Here is a 22800-nt window from a genome sequence, read left to right as displayed (position 1 = left end):
GCTGCGCTCCAGAGGGTCAGGCAGACGCGGCGTCGTAGAACATCGCGCTGCTTTGCTGCTCGACCAGCGCCTGCTCAATGGCGGCCTGGTGCACTTCGTCGGGATGCTCTTCGCCCGCTTCCGGTTTGATGCCCAGACGCGAGAACAGCAGCATGTCTTTGTCAGCCTGCGGGTTGGCGGTGGTCAGCAGTTTGTCGCCATAGAAAATCGAGTTGGCACCGGCAAAGAACGCCAGCGCCTGCATTTGCTCGTTCATGGCCTCGCGACCGGCCGACAGACGCACATGGGACTTGGGCATGAGAATCCGCGCCACGGCCAGCATGCGGATGAAGTCGAACGGATCGACATCTTCGGCATTTTCCAGCGGCGTACCGGCAACTTTGACCAGCATGTTGATTGGCACGGACTCCGGGTGCTCCGGCAGGTTGGCCAGTTGAATCAGCAGCCCTGCGCGGTCATCCAGCGATTCGCCCATGCCCAGAATGCCGCCAGAGCAGATTTTCATCCCCGCATCGCGCACGTAGGCCAGGGTTTGCAGGCGCTCGCCGTAAGTGCGGGTGGTGATGATGCTGCCGTAGAACTCCGGCGAGGTGTCCAGGTTGTGGTTGTAGTAATCCAGTCCGGCGGACGCCAGCGCGGCGGTCTGGTCCTGATCCAGACGACCCAGGGTCATGCAGGTTTCCAGACCCATTGCCTTCACGCCCTTGACCATCTCCAGCACGTACGGCATGTCTTTGGCCGACGGATGCTTCCAGGCGGCGCCCATGCAGAAACGGGTCGAACCGATGGCCTTGGCACGGGCAGCTTCCTCAAGCACCTTCTGGACTTCGAGCAGTTTTTCCTTTTCCAGGCCCGTGTTGTAGTGGCCGGACTGAGGGCAATATTTGCAGTCTTCCGGACAGGCACCAGTCTTGATCGACAGCAAGGTCGATACCTGGACGCGGTTGGCGTCGAAGTGAGCGCGATGCACGGTCTGCGCCTGAAACAGCAGGTCATTGAATGGCTGTACGAACAGCGCCTTGACCTCGGCTAAAGTCCAGTCGTGACGCAGAGTGGCGGTGATGCTGGCGCTCATCGGGCGGCTCCTTGGTGTTTCTGGGGGCTGTGCGCCGGGCAATAAAGACCACAGGCGCGACACGGATGTCGGGCATATTTAAGGAAGAGCCATGCGCTGTCAACCGAGCAACAAACATCAGGTTTACATCTGGTTAAAAAACAAACAGCCGTGTTTGTTGTGCGATGAACGCAGCGATGTCCCGGTACCCATTTGCGTCCCCTGCGAAGCCGACCTGCCTTGGCTCGGCGACCAATGCGAGTGCTGCGCCCTGCCCTTACCGATGTTCGGCATGAGCTGCGCGCAATGCATCAGAAAGCCGCCTGGCTTTACTCAGGTGCTGGCGCCCTGGCTGTATGACTTCCCGGTCGACAGCCTGATAGCCCGCTTCAAACACAACGGCAAATGGCCCTTGGGGCGGCTGATGGCCGAGCTGCTCGCGCAATTTTTGCAGCATCGATTTGACGAAGGCCTGTCGCGCCCCGATTACCTCGTGCCTGTGCCGCTGGCCAGCAGGCGCTTTCGCCAGCGAGGCTACAACCAGGCCGCCATGCTCGCCGATTGGCTGGGGAAAGAGCTGCACTTGCCGGTGGATGAACGGCATGTGTTGCGCACCCGAGAAACGCCCAATCAACAAGGCCTGGATGCCAAAGCACGCAAGCGCAACCTGCGCGGGGCGTTCGCTCTGGTTGACACCGATTGGCTGCGTGGCAAACACCTCGCGCTGGTGGATGACGTGCTCACCACAGGCTCCACGGCCGACGTGATTGCTCGTTTATTGACCAGCGCTGGCGCTAGCCGGGTGGACGTCTACTGCCTGGCCAGAACGCCAAAGCCGGGGGATTGAACTGTTTATGATCCAGCCCCGCGCCACGATCAGATGCAGCTTTCGCGGACAAGTCCACTCCCACGCCATACACTTCTGTCCTCCCAGACGATCGCTGCAAGCCACCATGTCCTTACCACCACTGCTCACCCAACACATGGCCCGCCGCCCGCAACGCATTGCGCTGTTGCAGCACATCAGCGAGCAGGGTTCGATCACCCGTGCAGCCAAGAGCGCGGGCTTGAGTTACAAGGCCGCGTGGGACGCCATCGACGAGCTGAACAATCTGGCGCACAAGCCGTTGGTCGAGCGCAGCGTCGGCGGGCGCGGCGGCGGTGGCGCGAAGTTGTCGGCGGAAGGCGAGCGGGTGCTGCGGCTTTATCAACGGGTTCAGGCGCTTCAGGCACAGGTGCTGGAGGCGGCCGAAGAAAGCGGCGATCTGGAACTCCTCAATCGCCTCACGTTGCGTACCAGCGCACGCAACCAGTTATTGGGGCGGATCGTGAGCATTACCCGTCAGGGCCATAATGATACGGTTCGCCTGCAACTGGCCGACGCGTTGTTCATCGACGCGCAAATCACCCACGACAGCAGCCTGCGCATGGAGCTCGATACCGGAACTGAGGTCGTCGCCCTGATCAAAGCCGGATGGCTGGAATTGTTCGCGGCGGACCATTCTGAAACATCGGGAAACAATTGCCTGTTCGGACATATCGAAGACGTTATCGACGCCGAAGACGGCCCTAGCGAAGTGCGCATCTTTTTGCCCAGCGGCCATACGCTGTGCGGCCTGGCAAGCCGTGTAGCCTTGCACGCGCAGCGACTTGAAACCGGCAAACCCGTGCAAGTTCGCTTCGCACCTTCACTGGTTCTGCTGGGTACGCCGCTCTAGCAATTTAGGGCCATTGCCAAGACACAATTTCGTCATACACGCGCTTTAAGGTAGCGACCACATTTGTGGGAGCCGTGATGATGAAACTATTAGAAGAAAATCAGTCCACCGACCTGGAGAACATGGTCGGCCTCACCCGCCGTGGCTTCATCAGCGCAGGCGCCTTATGCGGCGCTGCGATGTTTCTGGGCGGCAACCTGTTGACCCGCAGCGCATTGGCCGAAGGCGTCAGCACGGCTTCCCGCAGGCTGCTGGGCTTTGAAAGCATCCCCGCCGCCACGGCAGACAGCATCAGCCTGCCGCCCGGTTACAACGCCTCCGTACTGATCAGCTGGGGCCAGCCCTTGCAGGCAGGCGGCCCGGCGTTCGACCCGAGCGGCAAAGGTTCAGCCCGTGCACAGGAAGTGCAGTTCGGCGACAACAACGACGGCATGAGCCTATTCCCGATGCGTGGCCGCAAGGACCGGGCATTGATGGCGATTAACAACGAGTACACCAATTATCGCTACCTCTTCGATCACGGCCAGACGCCGCAATCGGCCGAAGACGTGCGCAAGGCACTGGCCGCAGAAGGCGTTTCAGTGATCGAAGTCCAGCAGAAGAACGGCAAATGGCAGTTCGTGCAGGGCTCGCGTTACAACCGCCGCGTTCACGGCAACACGCCCATCAAGGTGAGCGGCCCGGCTGCAGGCCATGACTGGCTCAAGACCGAAGCCGACAGAACCGGCACCCGCGTGCTGGGCACCTTTCAGAACTGCGCCAACGGCAAGACGCCGTGGGGCACCTACCTGACCTGCGAAGAAAACTTCACCGACTGCTTCGGCAGCACCAACCCTGATCAGGTCTTCGATGCAGGCATGAAGCGCTACGGCGTCACGGTCGCCAGCCGGGATAATAACTGGCACCTGTACAACCCGCGCTTCGACGTCGCCAAGAACCCCAACGAGATCAACCGTCACGGCTGGGTGGTCGAGATCGATCCATTCGAACCCGACTCCACACCGGTCAAACGCACCGCGCTGGGCCGTTTCAAGCATGAAAACGCGGCCTTCACCTTGAGCAAGGGCGGCCGTGCCGTGGTGTACATGGGCGATGACGAACGCGGTGAGTTCATTTACAAATTCGTCAGCCGCAACAAGATCGATCGCATCAACCCCAAGAACAATCGCAACATGCTGGACCACGGCACGCTGTACGTGGCGCAGTTCGACGGTGGCGACAACAACCCGGATCACCCCAAAGGCAAGGGCCAGTGGATCGAGTTGACCCACGGCAAGAATGGGCTGGACGCAACCAACGGTTTCAACAATCAGGCCGAAGTGCTGATCCACGCACGCCTGGCGGCCAGCGTCGTGAAAGCGACTCGCATGGACCGCCCGGAATGGATCGTGGTCAGCCCCAAGGATGGCCAGGTCTATTGCACCCTGACCAACAACGCCAAGCGTGGCGAGGACGGTCAGCCGGTCGGCGGCCCCAACCCACGCGCCAAGAACCAATACGGGCAGATCCTGCGCTGGCGTGAAACGAAAGATAATGCATCGTCCATGACGTTCGAGTGGGACCTGTTTGTGGTCGCAGGCAACCCGACCGTACATCCAGGTACACCGCAAGGTGGGTCGAGCAACATCAACCCGCAGAACATGTTCAACAGCCCGGACGGCCTGAGCTTCGACGCGGCCGGTCGCCTGTGGATCCAGACCGATGGCGACTCCAGCAACAAGGGCGACTTCGCGGGAATGGGCAACAACCAGATGCTCTGCGCAGACCCTGCCAGCGGTGAAATTCGCCGCTTTCTGGTCGGGCCGGTGGGCTGCGAAATTACCGGCATCAGCTTCGCCCCAGACTATCGCACGATGTTCATCGGCGTTCAGCACCCCGGCGAAAACGGCGGCTCCACCTTCCCCGAGCACCTGCCCAACGGCAAACCGCGCTCGTCGGTCATGGTGATCACCCGTCAGGACGGCGGTGTCATCGGCGCCTGATGCTCACGTTGATCATTCCCACGCGCCCGCGTGGGAATGCCTTCCAGGACGATCCGATACAGCCAACCTCAGTCAATCAAACCGTTCACGTCATAAAACGGATACGGCCCTTCATACGCCCCGAACACGGCGTTATGGCTGAGCAGCCCTTGCTGCGGATGCCAGCGATGCAACACGTAACCCGCAGGCTCCAGATTGAAATGCGCAGGCGCGGCTTCGTCCAGGTCGAGCACGATCTGGTGTGAAGTACCGGGACAGACGCACGTCAGGCTGCCACCGAAACGACGCTGCATCGGCCGGTGCAAATGCCCGCACAGCAAACGCTCCACCTGGGGATGGCGTGCGATCACTTGCTCAAGCTCTGGCGCATTGATGAACGGCTGGCGGTCCATGTGACCGATCCCTGACAGGAACGGCGGGTGGTGCAGGATGATCACTGTCGGCGCATCGGGACGCCGCGACAACTGAGCGTTAAGCCAGTCGAGCTGGCAGTAATCCAGTTGTCCGCCATGCTCGCCCGGAATGGTCGAATCCAGCCCGATCAAACGCACCGGGTGGTGCTCCACGATCCAGTCCAGCGGGCCATCCGCCGACAACGGCAGGTAGACATGATCGGCAAAGGCCGCAAGCAACTGCTCACGGTCATCGTGGTTACCCGGCACCAGATAGAACGGCATGTGCAGACGTTCGAGTTCCGGCTTGAGCACGGCGTATTCGTCGGCACGGCCAAAATCCACGAGATCCCCGCTGATGACCACGATATCCGGACGCTGTTGGCTGGCATTGATGTGGTCGACAGCACGGCGCAGGGCACCCAGCGTATCGACCACGCCATAGCTGAAACGCCCATCGGCTTTGAGGTGCAGGTCGCTGATCTGGGCAATGAGAAACGGACGGTTCAAAACGATCCCTCGATAGAAAACGGCTTACGAATGCAGGGTGAACAGCCTGTGCGGATCGACGCTCAGGTCAAGATTCGCGCCTGCCGCATGGACCAGGTTGTCGGCGCTGTCGACTAACAGGGGTTGCGCCCCGCCGACATCCACCAGCAGCCGACTCTGCGCCCCCTGGAAAAACTGACCGACCAGACGCCCCTGCAAGTGCCCGCGCTCAGGCGTCAATTGCAGATGCTCCGGGCGGCAATACACCGCCCCTGGCACCTCGGCACTCGGCCACGGCAGCTCTCCGCCATTGACCTTGAGCCCGGAGGGGGTGCGACCGAGTACGCTGAACGCGTTCAGGTTGCCCACAAACCCGGCCACGAATGCATTGGCAGGCTGTTGATAGATTTCCCTCGGCGTTGCCAACTGCGAAACACAGCCTTTTTCCATGACCAGAATCCGGTCACCCAAGGCCATCGCCTCGCCCTGATCGTGGGTGACGAACACCGAGGTGATGCCGAGCCCGCGTAACAGTTGATCCAGTTCACTGCGCAAGCGCTCGCGCAGTTGCGCATCCAGCGCGGCCAGCGGTTCGTCGAGCAACAAGACCCGAGGACGCGGTGCCAACGCACGTGCCAGCGCAACGCGCTGACGCTGACCACCCGACAATTCATGAATACGACGGGTGCCGTGTCCGGTCAGGCCCACCAGCTCCAGCAGCTCATCGCAGCGTTTACTGCGTTCGGCCGGCGACAATCCTCGGATTTTCAGGCCGTAAACGATATTTCCTGCGACATCCAGATTGGGAAACAGCGCGTAGTTCTGGAACACCATGCCGACGTCGCGCCGTTCGATAGGCAGGCGTGTGACGTCCTGATCATCGAACAGCACCTGGCCGACATCGGGACGCTCAAGCCCGGCGATCAGGCGCAGCGTGGTGGTCTTGCCGCAGCCGGACGGGCCGAGAATGGCCAGCGTTTCGCCGGGCTCAATGGTCAGGTGCAAATCCTTTACAGCAACGGTGCCGTCGGCAAATGCCTTGCGGCAGCCCTTCAGGCGAATGGTCGTGCCGCTCATCGGCTGTCTCCTCGGGCAAGACGGGCGCTGATGGCCTGCAACGCAATCAGCAGCGGCACGATCAGCAACAGAAAAAGAAGGGTGTAGGCGCTGGCGACTTCCAGCCGCGCCGAGGCGTAGCTGTCGGCCAGCCCGACCGGCAGGGTCTTGGTCATCGGCGTGTGCAGCATCCAGGTCAGGTTGAACTCGCCCAGCGACAAGGTGACCACCATCAGCACACCGGCCAGAATCCCGGCGCGACAGTTGGGCACCACCACGCTGAAGAACCGTTTGATCGGTCCTGCGCCGAGGCTGGCGGCGGCCTCTTCAAGCACCGGCAATTGCTGGCGCTGCATCACGGCCATCACCGGACGTACCAGAAACGGCAATGTGAACAGCACATGCCCAACCAGAATGAACAGCCAGCTGCCGCGAAAGCGGCCAAATTGCCCGTAGGTCAGCAGCAGCGCCAAGGCACTGGCCAGCCCCGGCATGGCGACCGGCAAAACCATCAGTTCTTCGAAAGCCCGACTGAAGCGGTTGTTCATGCGCACCAGTGCGTAAGCGGCAGGCACGCCGATCAGGCAAACGCACAGCGCGCACGCCACGGCCAGTTGCAGCGACAGCCAGACCGTCGGCGAGTAGGCCTGCCAGACCTGAACCAGCCAGTCGAAGGTCAGCCCGCTCGACAGGCCCTGAAAGTAATTGCGGGTCAACCCGGCCAGCAGCGAGAGCACCACCGGCACCAGCATGAACGCGCAGACCAACAGCGTGAACAGCAGTTGCGCGGCAAACAAGGGAGAGCGTTTCACAGGGCAACCCCTGAGTGTCTGACCAGACGGCGCGCCACCAACAGCACCGCCCAGGTCACCAGCCCCAGAATCACCGACAAGGCAGCGGCGACCGTGAAATTGGCGTAGTTGGTGAACACGTTGTAGATCGCCACGGGCGTGACGTTCAGACGAGTGCCCAAGGTGAACGCCGTGCCGAATGCACCCATCGACGTCGCGAAACAGATTGCCCCGCAGGACACCAGCGCAGGCATCAGGCCCGGCACGATCACGTCGCACACCACGCGCCAGTGCCCGGCACCCAATGAATGCGCGGCCTCTTCCAGGCTGCGGTCCAGGCTTTCGCAGGCCGCCATCACCGTGAGAATCACACGCGGAATCGAGAAGTACAGGTAACCGATAAACAGCCCGGTCAGCGAATAGGCAAAAATCCAGCGCTCACCCGCCAGTTCCAGGCCGAGCGCAGCGAAGATGCCCTGCCGACCGGCCAGCAGAATCACCAAAAATCCGACCACGACGCCGGGGAATGCCAAAGGGAACGTCAGCAGCGCAACCAGCGCCGAGCGTCCGAAGAAGTGATTGCGGGCAAGAAACACGCCGCTGATGCCGCCAACCAATAGGGCTGCCAGCGTCGTTACCGCCGCCAGCACGCACGTCTGCGCCAGACTGCCCATGTACTGGGCACTGCTCAGCACCTGCCAGTAACCGCTGCCATCGACGTCGTTGCCCTGCGCACCGAGCACGATCAGGTGCGTCAGCGGCAGCAGCCAGAAAGCAACCAGCACCGCCATCGCCGGGGCCAGCGCCACAGCAGCGGTCGGGCGCAGGCGCAGCCTGGGCATTGCGCCGGACCGCCGGGTAACGGTTTGCTCCAGCGAGGCCGTCATTACTTCACCTCACGCAGGTAACGGGCCGCGAAGGCTTCCTGCACCGCCGCCATGTGCTGGTAATCCACCACACCGGCACGGGCATAGTCGCTGTCCGGCAGGAACTGCGCGGCCACGTCGGCGGGCATGGTCGAGCGTACCGGCCGCAGATAGGCCTTGGCCCACAGCGCCTGACCTTCGTCGGACAGCACGAAGTCCAGCACCTTCTCAGCATTGGCGCGATGTGGCGCGTTGGCGACCAGACTCATCACGTACGGCACGCCGATGGTGCCTTCCTTGGGAATCACGAACGCAACGTTGGCCTTGTCCTTGTACCGGGCGCGGTAGGCGTTGAAATCGTAGTCCACCAGAATCGGCAGTTCACCGGACAGCACACGGGCATAGGCCGTTTGCTTGGGCACGATGGGTGAGTTTTTCGCAAGTTTCTGGAAGTAGTCGATGGCAGGCGCGAAGTTGTCCAGCGTGCCGCCCATTGCCTGGTTGATCGCAACCGCCGAAACGTAACCGACAAATGCACTGGATGGATCGAGGTAGCCGACCATGCCCTTGTACTCAGGCTTGAGCAGATCCGCCCAGCTCTGGGGCACCGGCAGGCCGCCCAAGGCATCGACATTGACCATGATGCCCAAGGTCCCGGAGTGAATGGCGAACCAATGCCCGGCCGGGTCTTTCAGGCCTGCGGGTATGTCATCCCAGTGCTTGGGCTTGTAGGTGTCGACCACCCTGGCCTTCTGCGCCTGCAAGCCGAACGTCACACCGTAATACACCACGTCGGCGACCGGAGCGGCCTGTTCGGCGACGATCTGTGCCAGCGCCTGTCCGGAATTCTTGTTGTCCAGCGGCACCTGCACGCCCGTGCTGTCGGCAATCGCCTTGAGCTGCGACCCCCAATCCGCCCACTCGGGCGGGCAGTTGTAGCAGATCGCGGTTTCAGCGGCCTGGGCGAGGCTCGCCGCGCCACACAACACCAGCGCCGCGAGGGTTTTACTGAGGCTGAGCATGAAGCGTCTCCTGATAGGACTGGATACTTTCGCCGGGCCGGATATGGCACGGCAGGCAATGGGAAACCGGCGCAGACCCGACGATCTGCGCCAGCAACTGGTCGATTAAGGTGTGCGCCAGCTCGGCAATCGGCTGAACGACCGTGCACAGGGTCGGGTGCATCTGGGTGCCGAGGGCGATGCCATCGAAGCCCATGACGGAAATGCGCCCAGGCACGTCCAGGCCATTACGGCGCAACTCGGCAATCACGCTAATGGCGAGCAGGTCGTTGGAGCAGACCAGTGCAGAAGGTGCTTGCGATGAACTCAGCAGTGGCCCGAACGCTGCGAAGTCGGCCGCGGTATGCGCCGGCATCTCAAGCACCGGCTGCACCTCAAGTGCATGCTCGGTCATCGCGTCGCAATACCCGGCGTAACGCAGGCGGGCGCGGTCGGACTGCATGGCCGGACCTGCCACCATTGCGATGCGTCGGTGCCCCAGTTCGATCAAATGTCGGGTTGCCAGCGCCATGCCTGCCCGGTTGTCCACCGAGACGGCGCTGTACTCAGGGTTGTCGGTCTGGTGGTAAGCGAGCACGAAAGGCGTGTCTTCGTTGATCAGCCCTTCCAGAACCTGATTGTGCTCCGCGTCGGTGACCGTCAGCACCAACCCGTCGACCCGTTGGCGCAACAGCTCTTCCACCACATCGCTTTCGCGCTCGATGGCGTAATTGGTGGTGACCAGCAGCAAGTTGTACCCACGTTGGCGAGCCGCGCTTTCCATCGCCTGAAACTGTTCTGCGAATATCGGATTGTGCAGATTGGGGACGACCACGCCGATCAGGTTGGTGGTTTGCAACCGCAGTTGGCGGCCCAGGCGGTTCGGACGAAAGCCCAGTTCGCGTGCTGCAACGAACACCCTTTCTCGGGTTTCGAACCGCACCACGTCAGGCGTCGCGAAGGCACGTGCAGCCGTAGCCCGGGAAACCCCTGCCAACCGCGCAACCGCTTTCAAATCTGTCATCGTCGCCCTCTTTGAGATCGATCTCATTGGCGGCGACTTTATCGAGTGAACATTGCCGAACGGGGTACGGTCGATGACCGTTCAGTGACAATCAGTGCGTTTAAGCAGATTAAACGGCAGGGGTTTGGCGAACCGGGACCGGTCTGCGTTAACATCAGCGGTCCGACGCGGCAACCTGCTGCGCGCAGGAGTAGTCATGGCTCATCCGTTCGCAACACTTACTCCCGACCTGGTCCTCGACGCCGTCGAAAGCATCGGTTTTCTCAGCGACGCGCGCATTCTGGCGCTCAACAGTTATGAAAACCGGGTGTATCAGGTCGGTATCGAAGACGGCCAGCCGCTGATTGCCAAGTTTTACCGCCCGCACCGCTGGACCAACGAGGCGATCCTCGAAGAACACAGTTTCACCCAAGAGCTGACCACGGTCGAAGTGCCTGTGGTTGCGCCTATGGTGCACAACGGCGAAACCCTGTTCGAACACGCAGGCTTTCGCTTCACGCTGTTTCCCCGCCGCGGCGGGCGCGCGCCAGAGCCAGGCAATCTCGATCAGCTGTACCGTCTGGGTCAGTTGCTGGGGCGCATTCATGCCGTCGGGGCGACCAAGCCGTTTGCGCACCGTGAAGCATTGGGTGTGAAAAACTTCGGCCAGGATTCAGTCAACTATTTGCTGGAAAACGATTGCATCCCGCGCAGCCTGCTGCCGGCGTACGAGTCCGTTGCCCGGGACCTGCTCAAGCGTGTCGAGGATGTCTATGCCGCAACGCCGCACACCAACATCCGCATGCACGGCGACTGCCACCCCGGCAACATGATGTGCCGCGACGAGGTGTTCCACATCGTCGACCTGGATGACTGCCGGATGGGGCCCGCCGTGCAGGACATCTGGATGATGCTGGCCGGCGACCGTCAGGAACGTCTTGGTCAGTTGTCAGAGTTGATGGACGGCTACAACGAATTCCACGATTTCGATCCACGCGAACTGGCGCTGATCGAACCGCTGCGCGCCCTGCGCCTGATGCATTACAGCGCCTGGCTGGCGCGCCGTTGGGATGACCCGGCATTCCCGCACAGCTTCCCCTGGTTTGGCACCGAACGGTACTGGGGCGACCAGATCCTGGCGCTTCGCGAGCAGATGTCGGCGTTGAACGAGGAGCCGTTGAAGCTGTTTTGAGCACCCTATGATCGTTCCCACGCTCCTGCGTGGTAACGCCGCCCAGGACGCTCCGCGTCCGCCCTCGAATATGACGCAGAGCGTCATGGGATGCATGCCTACGCGGAGCGTTAGGCACAATCAGACACTTATAAAAACCTGCTTTTAAGGGACGACCCATGCAAGCTGCCAATCCGCGCCGCGGATACATTCTCGGTCTGAGTGCTTACACCATCTGGGGCCTGTTCCCCCTCTATTTCAAAGCTATCGCAGCCGTACCGGCCATCGAGATCATCATCCATCGGGTGCTGTGGTCGGCGCTGTTCGGCTCGATCGTGCTGATGTTATGGAAGCACCCCGGCTGGTGGCGCGAACTGAGGGACAACCCGAAACGGCTTGCCGTGCTGGCTTTAAGCGGATCGCTGATCGCCGCCAACTGGATCGTGTATGTCTGGGCGGTGAACAACGGGCGCATGGTCGAAGCCAGCCTGGGGTATTACATCAACCCGCTGGTCAACGTGCTGCTCGGCATGGTGCTGCTGGGCGAGCGACTGAGGCGTTTGCAATGGCTGGCGGTGGGGTTTGCGGCCGCCGGGGTGGCGCAGCAGGTCTGGCAGGTCGGCAATCTACCGTGGGTTTCGCTGTTGCTGCCCCTGACCTTCGGCTTCTACGGGCTGATCCGCAAGAAAGCCCCGGTCGCGGCCCTGCCCGGGCTGGTGGTGGAAACCTGGATGCTGGTGCCGCTGGCGCTGATCTGGCTTGCGCTCAACCCCACCGCACTCAGCGCACAGGCTGAGTTCTGGACCACCACCCAAGCCATCTGGCTGGCAGCGGCAGGCCCGGTGACGCTGATTCCGCTGGTGTGCTTCAACGCCGCAGCCCGTCACCTGCCCTACACCACACTGGGTTTTCTCCAGTATCTGGCGCCGACGATCGTCCTGCTGCTGGCCGTGCTGCTTTACGATGAGCACCTGAATGCCAGCACCATCGTCACCTTCGCCTGCATCTGGGCGGGATTGGCGATTTACAGCATCGATGCGTGGCTGAGTTTGCGTCGCCGCAGCTGATCAAAAAACATACAACCCGTTGCAGGCCACATTCTGCGTGGCCTGCAACGGGTTCTCCAACGGTTATCCACAGGCAGGCTCACCTTATTTGTGAACAAGCCGTTGAAACTGTTGGTTTTTTGATCAGCCCGCGCCAAGCCACGCCGGTCATGGCGTGTAGCGTGATTCCCCCAGCTTATCCACAGGCAGGTGCAGGATAAGCGTGGATAAGCCTGGGCGGTCAACGCTCTGACTTGAACACCAACTCCACCATCAAGTCATCGGCCAGCGTTTCCAGCTGCGCCTGCAACTCGTCCAGCGACAGGTTCACGGGAACGCCCAGTAGCGCCTGGGCGTGAAACAGCAGTTCACTGCTCATTGGCGCAGGCGATACATCGGTGATCAGGCGTTCGACGTTAACGCCCTGCCCGGCCAGCAGCCGGGTGATGTCACGCACGATCCCGGCGCGGTCGTTGCCGACCAGCTCCATGCTGATGGGGCGGGTTTCGCCTGCGGTCTCGACCACACTTTCGGCCAGCAGCATGCGAATGCCATGCGCTGAAAGTGCGTTAAGCGCGGCAATCAGGTCGTCGTACTTTTCAGGTTCCACGCCCACCTTCAGAATGCCCGCGAACTGTCCGGCCATGCGTGACATGCGGCTCTCCAGCCAGTTACCACCCTGCTCGGCGATGCATTGGGCGATACGTTCGACCAGTCCAGGCTTGTCAGGGGCAACCAGCGTTACGACGAGATGATCCACGGTCAATTCCTCTTCTTGTTCACAATGCAAGGGTTGGATGAGTATAGGCAGGGTTGCGCAGCGCACCTTACAAGGCAAATCGTGTACCGTTCAGCACGTCCTGTGGAACAATCCGGACTGGATTTTGAGCACAGCCCGATTCAAGCGTGACTGAATAACGGAATCCGGTCGTTTTAATGACATATTCGCCAACATTTTCACAACAAAGCGGCTCATGTAGTATTTTGCAGCGCGCACTACATAAAAACAGAATCAATAACAGAGCGATCCTTGAGTGAGCTCGACCTGGACCCTGCTGAGCAGATTGAGGCAAGTGCAATGACTGAGTACGTTCAAGTCGGTGACCTGCGGGTCGCCAAAGTCCTGTTCGACTTCGTGCAGAACGAAGCCATCCCCGGAACTGGCATTGACGCCACTGCGTTCTGGGCCGGTACGGACCCATTGATCCACGACCTCGCGCCTAAAAACAGGGCTCTGCTCGATAAACGCGACGACTTGCAGGCAAAAATCGATGCATGGCATCAGTCCCATGCCGGACAAGCCCACGACGCCTCGGCTTACAAGGCATTCCTTCGGGAAATCGGTTATCTGCTGCCAGAAGCGGCGGACTTTGAGATCACGACGCAAAACGTCGACGAAGAAATCGCCACGATGGCAGGCCCGCAACTGGTCGTGCCCGTGATGAACGCGCGCTTTGCGCTCAATGCGTCCAATGCCCGCTGGGGCTCGCTGTATGACGCGCTCTACGGCACCGATGCCATCAGCGAAGCGGGCGGTGCCGAGAAAGGCAAGGGCTATAACAAGGTGCGCGGCGACAAGGTCATCGCCTTCGCCCGCGCCTTCCTCGACCAGGCCGCGCCCTTGGCTGCGGGCTCACACGTCGATTCGACCGCTTATAAACTGATCGACGGCAAGCTGGTGATCAGCCTCAAGGGTGGCAGCAACACGGGGCTTCGAAACGACTCTCAACTGATCGGCTTTCAGGGCGATGCCTCGGCACCGATTGCCGTGCTGCTCGAACACAACGGCCTGCATTTCGAAATCCAGATCGATGCATCCAGCCCGGTGGGCCAGACAGACCCCGCAGGTGTCAAAGACATCCTCATGGAAGCCGCGCTGACCACCATCATGGACTGCGAGGATTCCATCGCCGCCGTCGATGCGGACGACAAGGTGGTTGTGTACCGCAACTGGCTGGGCCTGATGAAAGGTGACCTGGCCGAATCGGTCACCAAGGGCGGCGAAACCTTCACTCGCGTCATGAACCCGGACCGGGTCTACACCACACCTGCGGGCGGCGAGGTCACGTTGCACGGTCGGTCGTTGCTGTTCATCCGCAACGTCGGTCACTTGATGACCATCGATGCGATTCTCGACAAGCATGGCAATGAGTTGCCGGAAGGCATTCTCGACGGCCTGCTGACCAGCCTTGCGGCGCTCCACAACCTCAATGGCAACACCACGCGCAGCAACAGCCGTCGTGGCTCGATGTACATCGTCAAACCGAAAATGCACGGCCCGGAAGAAGCGGCGTTCACCCACGAGCTGTTCGGCCGTATCGAGCACGTGCTTGGCCTGCCGCGCAACACCTTGAAAGTCGGGATCATGGACGAGGAACGCCGTACCACGGTGAACCTCAAGGCCTGCATCAAGGCCGCCAGCGAGCGGGTGGTGTTCATCAACACCGGCTTCCTGGACCGCACGGGTGACGAGATTCACACCTCAATGGAAGCCGGTCCGGTGGTGCGCAAGGCGCAGATGAAGGCCGAAAAGTGGATTGCGGCGTACGAGAACTCCAACGTCGATATCGGCCTGAAATGCGGTCTGCAGGGCAAGGCGCAGATCGGCAAGGGCATGTGGGCGATGCCGGATTTGATGGCAGCGATGCTGGAGCAGAAAATCGCTCACCCAATGGCCGGAGCCAACACGGCGTGGGTGCCTTCGCCGACGGCCGCTGCGTTACATGCGCTGCATTATCACAAGGTCGATGTGTTCGCCCGTCAGGCCGAACTGGCTCAGCGCGAGCCAGCGTCGGTCGACGACATCCTGACCATTCCTCTGGCGCCGACTACCGACTGGACGCCAGAAGAGATCCAGAACGAACTGGACAACAACGCACAGGGCATTCTGGGTTACGTGGTGCGCTGGATCGATCAGGGCGTGGGCTGTTCCAAGGTGCCGGATATCAACGACATCGGCTTGATGGAAGACCGTGCGACGCTGCGTATCTCCAGCCAGCACATGGCCAACTGGCTGCGCCACGGCGTGGTCACCGAAGCGCAAGTGCTGGAAAGCCTGAAACGCATGGCCCCGGTGGTGGATCGCCAGAACGCAGATGACCCGCTGTATCGCCCGTTGGCACCGGACTTCGACAGCAACATCGCCTTCCAGGCGGCGGTTGAATTGGTGATCGAGGGCGTACGCCAGCCGAACGGCTACACCGAGCCGGTGTTGCATCGCCGCCGTCGCGAGTTCAAGGCTAAAAACCCTCAGTAACGCCGCAAGCAAAGCGCGCCAGGGCCCAGGCCCTGGCAGCGCACGCACCGACCGTAATTTACTGAGTAGACGTTGTTTTTGTGGGAGGCCCCACCACGTCTTCGACGTAGCGCTGTCGCGCAGCAAACACCGGACCTTGGGAGGCGGTTTGCCGGCGATGCAGTCGACGCGGTATATCAGGAAATTGCGTCATCTTTCATAGCGGGCAAGCCGCCTCCTATCAAACAACCTGTAACTCATTGACGAGACGCGGTTTCGTGGAAGCGGACCGTGCGGCGTTCCGTTTGTCCGCGAAAAGGCCGGTACATTCGACGCAGATGCAGTGGCTGAAACTCTGCATTCGCGGACAAGTCCGCTCCCACAAAAACCGAGTTTCTTCAGTGGGAGGCGGCTTGCCACGCGACAGCGCTGGTTCGAAGATTAGTGGGTCTCCCACCGTTCCGTGTTCGCTGCGAGACAGTGCGGTATCAGAGCCATCGAGGCATCTGTCACATCCCCAGTTCACGCCTGATCAGCTTGACCAACTGCTTGGTATTGAGCGGCTTGAGCAGAAAATCAACGACGCTCAGGTGCATCGCATCAATGGCATCGCGTACGTTCGCATCACCTGAAACGATGATGATGGGCAATTCTGCACGGTCGGATTCGCGAACCTGACGTATCAGGTCCAGGCCATCCGAAGGAGCCATGCGCAGGTCAGTGATCAGCAGGCCAATGGCGTCACGGGTCCGGATCAACTCCATTGCACCTTCGACATCGGACGCAGTGATGCAACTGATGTCGTTAAGGCTCAGAATTTCGGCCAGCAGCTCGCGCGCGTCATTGTCGTCGTCAACGATCAAGACCCGTTGTGGCGCATCGCGGTCGGGCTCCAGCATGACCTCAGTGAGGGCTCTGCGCTCTTCGTCGCTCAATATGTCGTGATCAATCATCGCAATCTCATCATTCCCTGAACTCATCCGACAGCAGACCACGGTCGATCTGCAATGCATTTCGTCGGCTTCCCGGCCAATGATCGTTCGCGCTCCAATGCGTTCGTCAATCACTTCTTTGGCACCAGTGTCGCCTATTGCGTTCAGCACAGTCGTAAGACTTACGTCCAATGGGCACTGTGCCGCAAGCGGCCGACCATGAGCCTCAATAACAAAAACGCGGAACAGCTCATGAGTAAAGCAGACGCTTTCGCCCAGGCAGGCAAGACAGCCGTGCTGCAAAACATCCACGGCACCATGCAGTTCCTGCAACGATTCCCGCCTTTCAACCAGATGGAAAACGCTCATCTGGCGTACCTGGTCGAACAATGCCAACTCAGGTTTTACGCTGCCGATGAGAGCATCATCAAGCCCGGCGATGGGCCAGTAGAACACTTTTATATCGTCAAACAAGGTCGAGTGGTAGGTGAACGCCCTCACTCTGCCAAAGGCGGCAATGAAACGACGTTTGAAATCACCACCGGCGAGTGCTTTCCGTTGGCCGCGTTACTGGGCGAGCGTGCCACCCGCACCGAGCATCTGGCCGCCGAAGATACCTTCTGCCTGCAATTAAACAAGCAGGCGTTCATCAAATTGTTCGCCCTCTCCACCACCTTCCGCGATTTCGCCTTGCGGGGGGTGAGCAGCCTGCTGGATCAGGTCAATCAACAGGTTCAGCAGCGCGCTGCCGAAACCCTGGGCACCCAATATTCCCTGAACACCCGACTGGGTGAACTGGCCATGCGTCATCCTGTGATGTGCGGTCCCGACATGCCCATGCGTGAGGCCGTCAAACTCATGCACGAGCAGCAAGTGGGCAGTATCGTGATCGTTGATGAGCATCAGGCACCGCTGGGGATTTTCACCCTGCGTGACCTGCGCGAGGCGGTCGCGGACGTGAGCACCGATTTTGGCGCCGAGATTCGCCACAGCATGAGCCGCGCGCCGTTTCACCTAAGCCCGGACGCCAGCGCGTTCGATGCGGCAATCGCCATGACCGGGCGACACATTGCCCATGTGTGTCTGGTCAAGGACGGACGGCTGTGCGGCGTGGTGTCCGAGCGGGACCTGTTTTCCCTGCAACGCGTCGACCTGGTGCATTTGGCGCGCACCATCCGTAACGCGCCGCGTATTGAAGCATTGACGGGACTGCGTGGCGATATCGTCCAATTGGTCGACCGCATGCTGGCCCACGGCGCGTCTTCGACCCAGATTACGCAGATCATTACGTTGCTCAACGATCACACCGTCTGCCGAGTGATCGAGCTGACACTGGAAGAAAAAGGCGACCCCGGCGTGCCGTTCAGCTGGCTGTGCTTCGGCAGCGAGGGCCGACGCGAGCAGACGCTGCACACCGATCAGGACAACGGCATTCTGTTCGAAGCCGCCGACGCAGCCGATGCCGAACGCATTCGTGCCCTGCTGCTGCCGATCGCCGAGCGCATCAACCAGAGCCTGGCGCAGTGCGGTTTCACGCTCTGCAAAGGCAACATCATGGCCAGCAACCCGGAATTGTGTCTGTCACGCGGCGAGTGGTCTCGGCGCTTTGCAGCCTTCATTCGCGAGGCCACACCGGAAAACCTGCTGGCCTCCAGCATCTACTTCGACCTGCGCGTGGTCTGGGGCGATGAAAGCGGCTGTGAGCAACTGCGCCGTGGCATTCTCGATCAGGTCGCGGGCAACCGTCTGTTCCAGCGCATGATGGCCGAGAATGCCCTGCGCCAGCGCCCGCCGGTGGGTCGTTTCAAGGATTTCGTACTGGCCCGCAAGGGCAGCGAGAAAGACACGCTGGACCTCAAAACCGAAGGGCTGACGCCGTTCGTGGATGGCGCACGCGTGCTGGCACTGGCCAACGGCATCGGTGCCAATAATACGCTGGAGCGCCTGCGGCAACTGGTCGAACGCGAGGTCATCGATCCGCTGGACGGTGCCGCCTACGAAGAGGGCTATCACTTCATCCAGCAGACGCGCATGCAGCAGCATCAGTTGCAGAGCCGCCAAAACCTTGCGTATTCCAACCGCATCGACCCGGACACCCTCAATCATCTGGACCGGCGCATTCTGCGAGAGTCTTTCCGTCAGGCGCAGCGTCTGCAAACCAGCCTGACATTGCGTTACCAACTGTGAATATTGGCCTCCTATGAACCTGCTCGATTGGCTGCGACCACGGCCTAAAAAAGTACCGCTGCAAAGCCACCAGTTGCAACGACTCGGGGCATTGCAATCCTGCGCAAAGCTGAGCGACAAGCCGTTGCGACAGCAGCGCTGGGTGGTGCTGGACCTGGAAACCAGCGGGCTGAACATGAACCGCGACCAGGTGCTGTCCATCGGTGCGGTGGTGATTGAGGACGGCGCCATCGATCTGGGCCAGCAATTCGAACGCACCTTGCTGCGCGTCGATCACAAGGTCAGTCCGGCGGTGTTGATCCACGGCCTGGCACCCAGTGCCATTGCAGCGGGCTGCGAACCGGTGGAGGCGCTGCTGGATTTCATGGCGTTTCTGGGCGACAGCCCGGTGCTGGGTTTTCATGCGCCGTTCGACCAGCACATGTTGTCCCGCGCCTTGAAAGACAGCCTTGGGTATCGCCTGCTGCATCCCTTTTTCGACATCGCGGAGATAGCGCCGATGCTGTGTGAACAGGCCAACCTGCGCCATGCCGGGCTGGACGACTGGACGCGCTTCTTCGGCCTGCACGCCGAGGAGCGCCACAACGCCAGCGCCGATGCGTTGGTCACCGCCGAACTGGCACTGATCCTCTTCAGCCACGCCCGTCGCCAGCAGATCGACAGCCCGCTCCGTTTGGAGGAATGCCTGGGACAGTGGCGCAGACGCAAGCAATCGCATTCGTTTTGATCATCTGATTGCGTTCGGCGCCCGACCTGAATATCCAGGGAATCAGTGCCATTGGGACGCAGAGCGTCCCGGGCGTGAATCTGAACATCCGAGTCGCATTTCCACACTGGAGCCTGGGGACGATCTGACGTCGGCGTCTGTCCCAGCCGACAGACGCCAATTGCCACTATCCGCACGCCCTGTCACAATCGCGAATGATTCTCTTTAGTTCGATTCTTCTCATCGAGGCCGTTCGTGTCGTCAGTCCCAAGCCCACATAGCGAGATCGTTGGTGCGTTGTATCGCGATCATCGCGGTTGGCTGCTGGCCTGGCTTCGGCGCACTATTTCCTGCCCGCAACGCGCGCAGGACTTGAGTCAGGACACGTTCGTCCGCTTGCTGGGTCGCGACGAATTGCAATCGCCCAGAGAGCCTCGTGCGTTTCTGGCGGCCGTTGCGAAAGGCCTGATGTTCGACCACTTCCGACGTGCCGCGCTGGAACAGGCCTATCTCAGTGAACTGATGCGAATTCCGGAAGCCGACCAGCCCTCGCCTGAAACGCAGTTATTGATTCTGGAAGACCTGAAAGCGATCGATGACATGCTCTGTACATTACCCGGCAAAGCGCGAGCGGCCTTCCTTTACAGCCGCCTGGACGGGCTGGGCCATGCCGAAATAGCCCAGCACCTGGGCGTCTCTGTTTCACGAGTCAGGCAGTATCTGGCCAGGGCCATGCGCCAGTGCTATGTAGCGCTGTACGGCGAACCCACATGAACGCACGTCCAGTCTCGGCCCGTGTGCTGGATGCAGCCATCGAGTGGCAACTGAACCTGGATTCGACAAGCAGCAATGATGCCGAACGTGCCGAGTTCGCCCGCTGGCTGGCAGCCGACGAGGAGCATGCCCGCGCCTGGAGTCAGCTGGGCATGCTCAATCAGCGCTTTGCCCTGCCCACAGGTCCGGCGCGCAAGGCTTTGCAGCAGTCGCCAGGCACCCTGCGGCGCAGCCTGCGCAAGCTCGGTGGCGGTCTGGCCGGTGTGTTTCTGGCCTGCGGTCTGGCGCTGTTCACCGCTGATCGTTATTTGGGACTGGACTACTGGCTCGCCGACCAACGCACCGCAACCGGTGAACAGCGAGAGGTTCGTCTGGCGGACAACACCGTCATTCGCCTCAACACCCACAGCGCCATCGATGTGCGCTTCGACGCCACTCAGCGACGGGTGATTCTGCAGGACGGCGAAATACTGGTGCAGACCGGCGATCATGACGACCCGCGGCCCTTCATCGTGGAAACCCCGGATGGCAGCCTGCGTGCGCTCGGCACGCGTTTTCTGGTCAGGCGTGACGCCGATGGCACGCTGCTCAGCGTGCTGGAATCAGCCGTCGCCGCCCACGCTCGCGAGACCCCACAAGAGCAGGTATTGCGTGCAGGCCAACAGATCCGCCTGAGCCGTGACGGGCTGGGTCCGTTGCTTGCCCTGCCAATGGGCGCAGACGCCTGGACACGCGGCATGCTGGTGGTAGACAACGCTCGCCTGCAAGACATGCTGGCGGAGGTGGGCCGTTATCGGGCGGGCCATCTGGGGGTCGATCCGAAGGTTGCAGACCTGCGCATCACCGGCAGTTTCCCACTGACCGACACCGACCTCGCCCTCAAGGCGCTATTGCCCGCGCTCCCGGTACAGATCGAGGAACACACGCCCTGGTGGGTTACCGTTCTGCCGAAGAACGCCGCCACTGCGGCAAAACGCTGAAACACAGCGGCGAGCCCAAACCGTGCGCGGTACTGACACTTTCCAGGTTTCATACGGCTTAGCGTTAACGAGCCCTGCCCTTTCTTCTGTGGATACTCCATGAAAAGCCAAACCGTGCGTCGCTGGTCTGTCGTCCATACCTGGAGCAGCCTGATCTGCACACTGTTCCTGTTGATGCTGGCCATCACCGGCCTGCCGCTGATCTTTCACCATGAAATCGACCACCTGCTGGGCGATGCGCCGCATTACCGGGAAATGCCTGCCGATACGCCGCACTTGAATCTGGAGCAATTGGCCAAGGCCGCCGAAGCCCATCGTCCCGGCGAAGTGATGCAGTACTTCGGCTGGGACGACGAAGCCCCCAATGGCGTAATGGCGATTACCGCCGCGACGGCAGGGACTGAGCCCAATTCCTCCCATACCTTCGCCCTGGACGCCCGCACCGGCGAAGCGCTGGAAATGCCCTCGGCCAATGGTGGTTTCATGATGGTCATGCTGCGCCTGCATGTGGACATGTATGCCGAACTGCCGGGCAAACTGTTGCTGGCGTTCATGGGATTGCTGTTCGTGGTGGCGATTGTGTCCGGGACGGTTCTGTATTCGCCCTTCATGCGCAAGCTTGAATTCGGGACGATACGGGCGAAGAAATCAACCCGAACCCGCTGGCTGGACCTGCACAACCTGATCGGTATTGTGACGCTGACCTGGGCGCTGGTGGTCGGTGTCACGGGCGTGATCAGTGCTTGCGCCGACCTGCTGATTGCCTCTTGGCGCAACGACGCCCTGGCCACCATGATCGCGCCGTATCGCGACGCTCCGCCGCTGACTCAACGCGCACCGGCCACACGCTTGCTGGACATCGCCGAATCCGCCGCGCCCGGCATGCAGGCTGACTTCATCGCCTTTCCCGGCACGCGGTTCTCCAGCGAGCATCACTACGCCGTATTCCTCAAGGGCAACACGCACCTGAGAGCGCACCTGGCGACACCGGTACTGATCGATGCACAAACCCTGCAGGTCACCGCCGTGGTGGAGCGCCCCTGGTACATGGATGCGCTGGGCATGTCGCAGCCGCTGCACTTTGGTGACTACGGCGGCATGCCGATGAAAATCCTCTGGGCCGCGCTGGATGTGCTGACCATCATCGTGCTCGGTAGCGGCGTTTACCTGTGGTGGGTACGACGACGCGCCGTCCGCACGGTAAACGCCGGTCAGGCGCAGGTGCCGTAATGACAGGCAAACCGTCCCGATTCTGGAAAACCTTCGCCAAACCCGCATGGATCGCGCTGCTGACCGGCACGGGTCTGTTTGCGGCATTGCTGGGCGATGGCTGGTGGGACACGCTGGCGTGGGCAGGCATGGGAATCGCCGCCGGGTTGAGTGTCCGGGGGTTGCTGGCGCGTCACTGACCGTGCCC

21 protein-coding genes are annotated in these 22800 nt (G+C 61.1%); 12 read left to right on the top strand and 9 right to left on the bottom strand.

What is annotated here, in order from left to right:
* Positions 1 to 16: 16 nt before the first annotated feature.
* On the bottom strand, positions 17 to 1075 hold the full coding sequence (gene bioB / locus ALP40_RS09335) for a biotin synthase BioB (protein ID WP_122207999.1): 1059 nt from the start codon (positions 1073 to 1075) through the stop codon (positions 17 to 19).
* Between the two features lie 91 nt (positions 1076 to 1166).
* On the opposite strand from bioB, the gene ALP40_RS09330 reads away from it, so the two are divergent.
* From ALP40_RS09330 to ALP40_RS09320, 3 genes are all read left to right on the top strand, one after another.
* Positions 1167 to 1901: a ComF family protein gene (locus tag ALP40_RS09330; RefSeq protein ID WP_122207998.1), complete on the top strand. Its 735-nt coding sequence runs from the start codon at positions 1167 to 1169 to the stop codon at positions 1899 to 1901.
* A 106-nt stretch (positions 1902 to 2007) separates the two neighbouring features.
* Complete coding sequence (locus tag ALP40_RS09325; protein ID WP_122207997.1) at positions 2008 to 2772, top strand: TOBE domain-containing protein; 765 nt, start codon at positions 2008 to 2010, stop codon at positions 2770 to 2772.
* A gap of 80 nt (positions 2773 to 2852) precedes the next feature.
* Positions 2853 to 4754: a PhoX family phosphatase gene (locus ALP40_RS09320; RefSeq protein ID WP_122208036.1), complete on the top strand. Its 1902-nt coding sequence runs from the start codon at positions 2853 to 2855 to the stop codon at positions 4752 to 4754.
* 68 nt (positions 4755 to 4822) lie between these two features.
* On the opposite strand, the gene ALP40_RS09315 is transcribed toward ALP40_RS09320, so the two are convergent.
* The 6 genes from ALP40_RS09315 to ALP40_RS09290 are packed head-to-tail and all read right to left on the bottom strand — an operon-like array spanning position 4823 to position 10373.
* Positions 4823 to 5656: a phosphodiesterase gene (locus ALP40_RS09315; RefSeq protein ID WP_122207996.1), complete on the bottom strand. Its 834-nt coding sequence runs from the start codon at positions 5654 to 5656 to the stop codon at positions 4823 to 4825.
* Between the two features lie 24 nt (positions 5657 to 5680).
* Positions 5681 to 6712 carry an ABC transporter ATP-binding protein gene (locus tag ALP40_RS09310; protein WP_122207995.1) on the bottom strand — a complete coding sequence of 344 codons (1032 nt, stop codon included), beginning with the start codon at positions 6710 to 6712 and terminating at the stop codon, positions 5681 to 5683.
* Positions 6709 to 7503 carry an ABC transporter permease gene (locus ALP40_RS09305; protein ID WP_122207994.1) on the bottom strand — a complete coding sequence of 265 codons (795 nt, stop codon included), beginning with the start codon at positions 7501 to 7503 and terminating at the stop codon, positions 6709 to 6711. The genes ALP40_RS09310 and ALP40_RS09305 overlap by 4 nt, the downstream gene beginning before the upstream one ends.
* Positions 7500 to 8369 (bottom strand): iron ABC transporter permease, encoded by an 870-nt coding sequence (locus ALP40_RS09300; RefSeq protein WP_122207993.1) that lies wholly within the window; start codon positions 8367 to 8369, stop codon positions 7500 to 7502. The genes ALP40_RS09305 and ALP40_RS09300 overlap by 4 nt, the downstream gene beginning before the upstream one ends.
* Complete coding sequence (locus ALP40_RS09295) at positions 8369 to 9370, bottom strand: ABC transporter substrate-binding protein (RefSeq protein WP_122207992.1); 1002 nt, start codon at positions 9368 to 9370, stop codon at positions 8369 to 8371. Before ALP40_RS09295 ends, ALP40_RS09300 begins: the two co-directional genes overlap by 1 nt.
* Positions 9354 to 10373: a substrate-binding domain-containing protein gene (locus ALP40_RS09290; RefSeq protein ID WP_122207991.1), complete on the bottom strand. Its 1020-nt coding sequence runs from the start codon at positions 10371 to 10373 to the stop codon at positions 9354 to 9356. Before ALP40_RS09290 ends, ALP40_RS09295 begins: the two co-directional genes overlap by 17 nt.
* Positions 10374 to 10569: 196 nt before the next feature.
* Between ALP40_RS09290 and ALP40_RS09285 the strand changes: the two genes are divergently transcribed.
* Entirely contained in the window at positions 10570 to 11544 is a 975-nt protein-coding gene (locus ALP40_RS09285; RefSeq protein ID WP_122207990.1) for a serine/threonine protein kinase, read from the top strand.
* Positions 11545 to 11702: 158 nt separating this feature from the next.
* Complete coding sequence (gene rarD, locus ALP40_RS09280; protein WP_122207989.1) at positions 11703 to 12590, top strand: EamA family transporter RarD; 888 nt, start codon at positions 11703 to 11705, stop codon at positions 12588 to 12590.
* Positions 12591 to 12810: 220 nt separating this feature from the next.
* Here rarD and ALP40_RS09275 read toward each other — a convergent pair whose 3' ends face one another.
* On the bottom strand, positions 12811 to 13329 hold the full coding sequence (locus ALP40_RS09275) for a glycine cleavage system protein R (RefSeq protein ID WP_122208035.1): 519 nt from the start codon (positions 13327 to 13329) through the stop codon (positions 12811 to 12813).
* Between the two features lie 318 nt (positions 13330 to 13647).
* On the opposite strand from ALP40_RS09275, the gene ALP40_RS09270 reads away from it, so the two are divergent.
* Positions 13648 to 15825 carry a malate synthase G gene (locus tag ALP40_RS09270; RefSeq protein ID WP_122208034.1) on the top strand — a complete coding sequence of 726 codons (2178 nt, stop codon included), beginning with the start codon at positions 13648 to 13650 and terminating at the stop codon, positions 15823 to 15825.
* A 488-nt stretch (positions 15826 to 16313) separates the two neighbouring features.
* On the opposite strand, the gene ALP40_RS09265 is transcribed toward ALP40_RS09270, so the two are convergent.
* The gene (locus ALP40_RS09265; protein WP_122207988.1) at positions 16314 to 16757 is read right to left on the bottom strand and encodes a response regulator; all 444 of its coding nucleotides are present in this window, start codon (positions 16755 to 16757) and stop codon (positions 16314 to 16316) included.
* Positions 16758 to 16988: 231 nt separating this feature from the next.
* Here ALP40_RS09265 and ALP40_RS09260 point away from each other — a divergent pair, with 231 nt between their 5' ends.
* From ALP40_RS09260 to ALP40_RS09235, 6 genes are all read left to right on the top strand, one after another.
* Positions 16989 to 18923 carry a DUF294 nucleotidyltransferase-like domain-containing protein gene (locus tag ALP40_RS09260; protein WP_122208033.1) on the top strand — a complete coding sequence of 645 codons (1935 nt, stop codon included), beginning with the start codon at positions 16989 to 16991 and terminating at the stop codon, positions 18921 to 18923.
* Positions 18924 to 18936: 13 nt separating this feature from the next.
* A complete protein-coding gene (locus ALP40_RS09255; RefSeq protein WP_122207987.1) occupies positions 18937 to 19650 on the top strand; it encodes a PolC-type DNA polymerase III in 714 nt (237 codons plus the stop codon).
* Positions 19651 to 19884: 234 nt separating this feature from the next.
* Positions 19885 to 20403 carry an RNA polymerase sigma factor gene (locus ALP40_RS09250; protein WP_122207986.1) on the top strand — a complete coding sequence of 173 codons (519 nt, stop codon included), beginning with the start codon at positions 19885 to 19887 and terminating at the stop codon, positions 20401 to 20403.
* Positions 20400 to 21383, top strand: coding sequence for a FecR domain-containing protein (locus ALP40_RS09245; protein WP_122207985.1), 984 nt, complete (start codon positions 20400 to 20402; stop codon positions 21381 to 21383). Before ALP40_RS09250 ends, ALP40_RS09245 begins: the two co-directional genes overlap by 4 nt.
* A gap of 99 nt (positions 21384 to 21482) precedes the next feature.
* The gene (locus ALP40_RS09240) at positions 21483 to 22613 is read left to right on the top strand and encodes a PepSY domain-containing protein (RefSeq protein ID WP_122207984.1); all 1131 of its coding nucleotides are present in this window, start codon (positions 21483 to 21485) and stop codon (positions 22611 to 22613) included.
* Entirely contained in the window at positions 22613 to 22792 is a 180-nt protein-coding gene (locus ALP40_RS09235) for a hypothetical protein (RefSeq protein WP_122207983.1), read from the top strand. Before ALP40_RS09240 ends, ALP40_RS09235 begins: the two co-directional genes overlap by 1 nt.
* Positions 22793 to 22800: the final 8 nt, after the last annotated feature.

It is taken from the genome of Pseudomonas viridiflava, from assembly GCF_003702045.1.
Classification (GTDB): Bacteria; Pseudomonadota; Gammaproteobacteria; order Pseudomonadales; family Pseudomonadaceae; genus Aquipseudomonas; species Aquipseudomonas viridiflava_C.
This window is presented reverse-complemented; position numbering and strand designations above follow the sequence as displayed.

Coding starts and splice junctions, on each gene's coding strand:
- bioB (WP_122207999.1), bottom strand. CDS start 1,075: ATGAGCGCCAGCATCACCGCCACTCTGCGTCACGACTGGACTTTAGCC.
- ALP40_RS09330 (WP_122207998.1), top strand. CDS start 1,167: ATGCGCTGTCAACCGAGCAACAAACATCAGGTTTACATCTGGTTAAAA.
- ALP40_RS09325 (WP_122207997.1), top strand. CDS start 2,008: ATGTCCTTACCACCACTGCTCACCCAACACATGGCCCGCCGCCCGCAA.
- ALP40_RS09320 (WP_122208036.1), top strand. CDS start 2,853: ATGAAACTATTAGAAGAAAATCAGTCCACCGACCTGGAGAACATGGTC.
- ALP40_RS09310 (WP_122207995.1), bottom strand. CDS start 6,712: ATGAGCGGCACGACCATTCGCCTGAAGGGCTGCCGCAAGGCATTTGCC.
- ALP40_RS09300 (WP_122207993.1), bottom strand. CDS start 8,369: ATGACGGCCTCGCTGGAGCAAACCGTTACCCGGCGGTCCGGCGCAATG.
- ALP40_RS09295 (WP_122207992.1), bottom strand. CDS start 9,370: ATGCTCAGCCTCAGTAAAACCCTCGCGGCGCTGGTGTTGTGTGGCGCG.
- ALP40_RS09290 (WP_122207991.1), bottom strand. CDS start 10,373: ATGACAGATTTGAAAGCGGTTGCGCGGTTGGCAGGGGTTTCCCGGGCT.
- ALP40_RS09285 (WP_122207990.1), top strand. CDS start 10,570: ATGGCTCATCCGTTCGCAACACTTACTCCCGACCTGGTCCTCGACGCC.
- rarD (WP_122207989.1), top strand. CDS start 11,703: ATGCAAGCTGCCAATCCGCGCCGCGGATACATTCTCGGTCTGAGTGCT.
- ALP40_RS09270 (WP_122208034.1), top strand. CDS start 13,648: ATGACTGAGTACGTTCAAGTCGGTGACCTGCGGGTCGCCAAAGTCCTG.
- ALP40_RS09265 (WP_122207988.1), bottom strand. CDS start 16,757: ATGATTGATCACGACATATTGAGCGACGAAGAGCGCAGAGCCCTCACT.
- ALP40_RS09260 (WP_122208033.1), top strand. CDS start 16,989: ATGAGTAAAGCAGACGCTTTCGCCCAGGCAGGCAAGACAGCCGTGCTG.
- ALP40_RS09255 (WP_122207987.1), top strand. CDS start 18,937: ATGAACCTGCTCGATTGGCTGCGACCACGGCCTAAAAAAGTACCGCTG.
- ALP40_RS09245 (WP_122207985.1), top strand. CDS start 20,400: ATGAACGCACGTCCAGTCTCGGCCCGTGTGCTGGATGCAGCCATCGAG.
- ALP40_RS09240 (WP_122207984.1), top strand. CDS start 21,483: ATGAAAAGCCAAACCGTGCGTCGCTGGTCTGTCGTCCATACCTGGAGC.
- ALP40_RS09235 (WP_122207983.1), top strand. CDS start 22,613: ATGACAGGCAAACCGTCCCGATTCTGGAAAACCTTCGCCAAACCCGCA.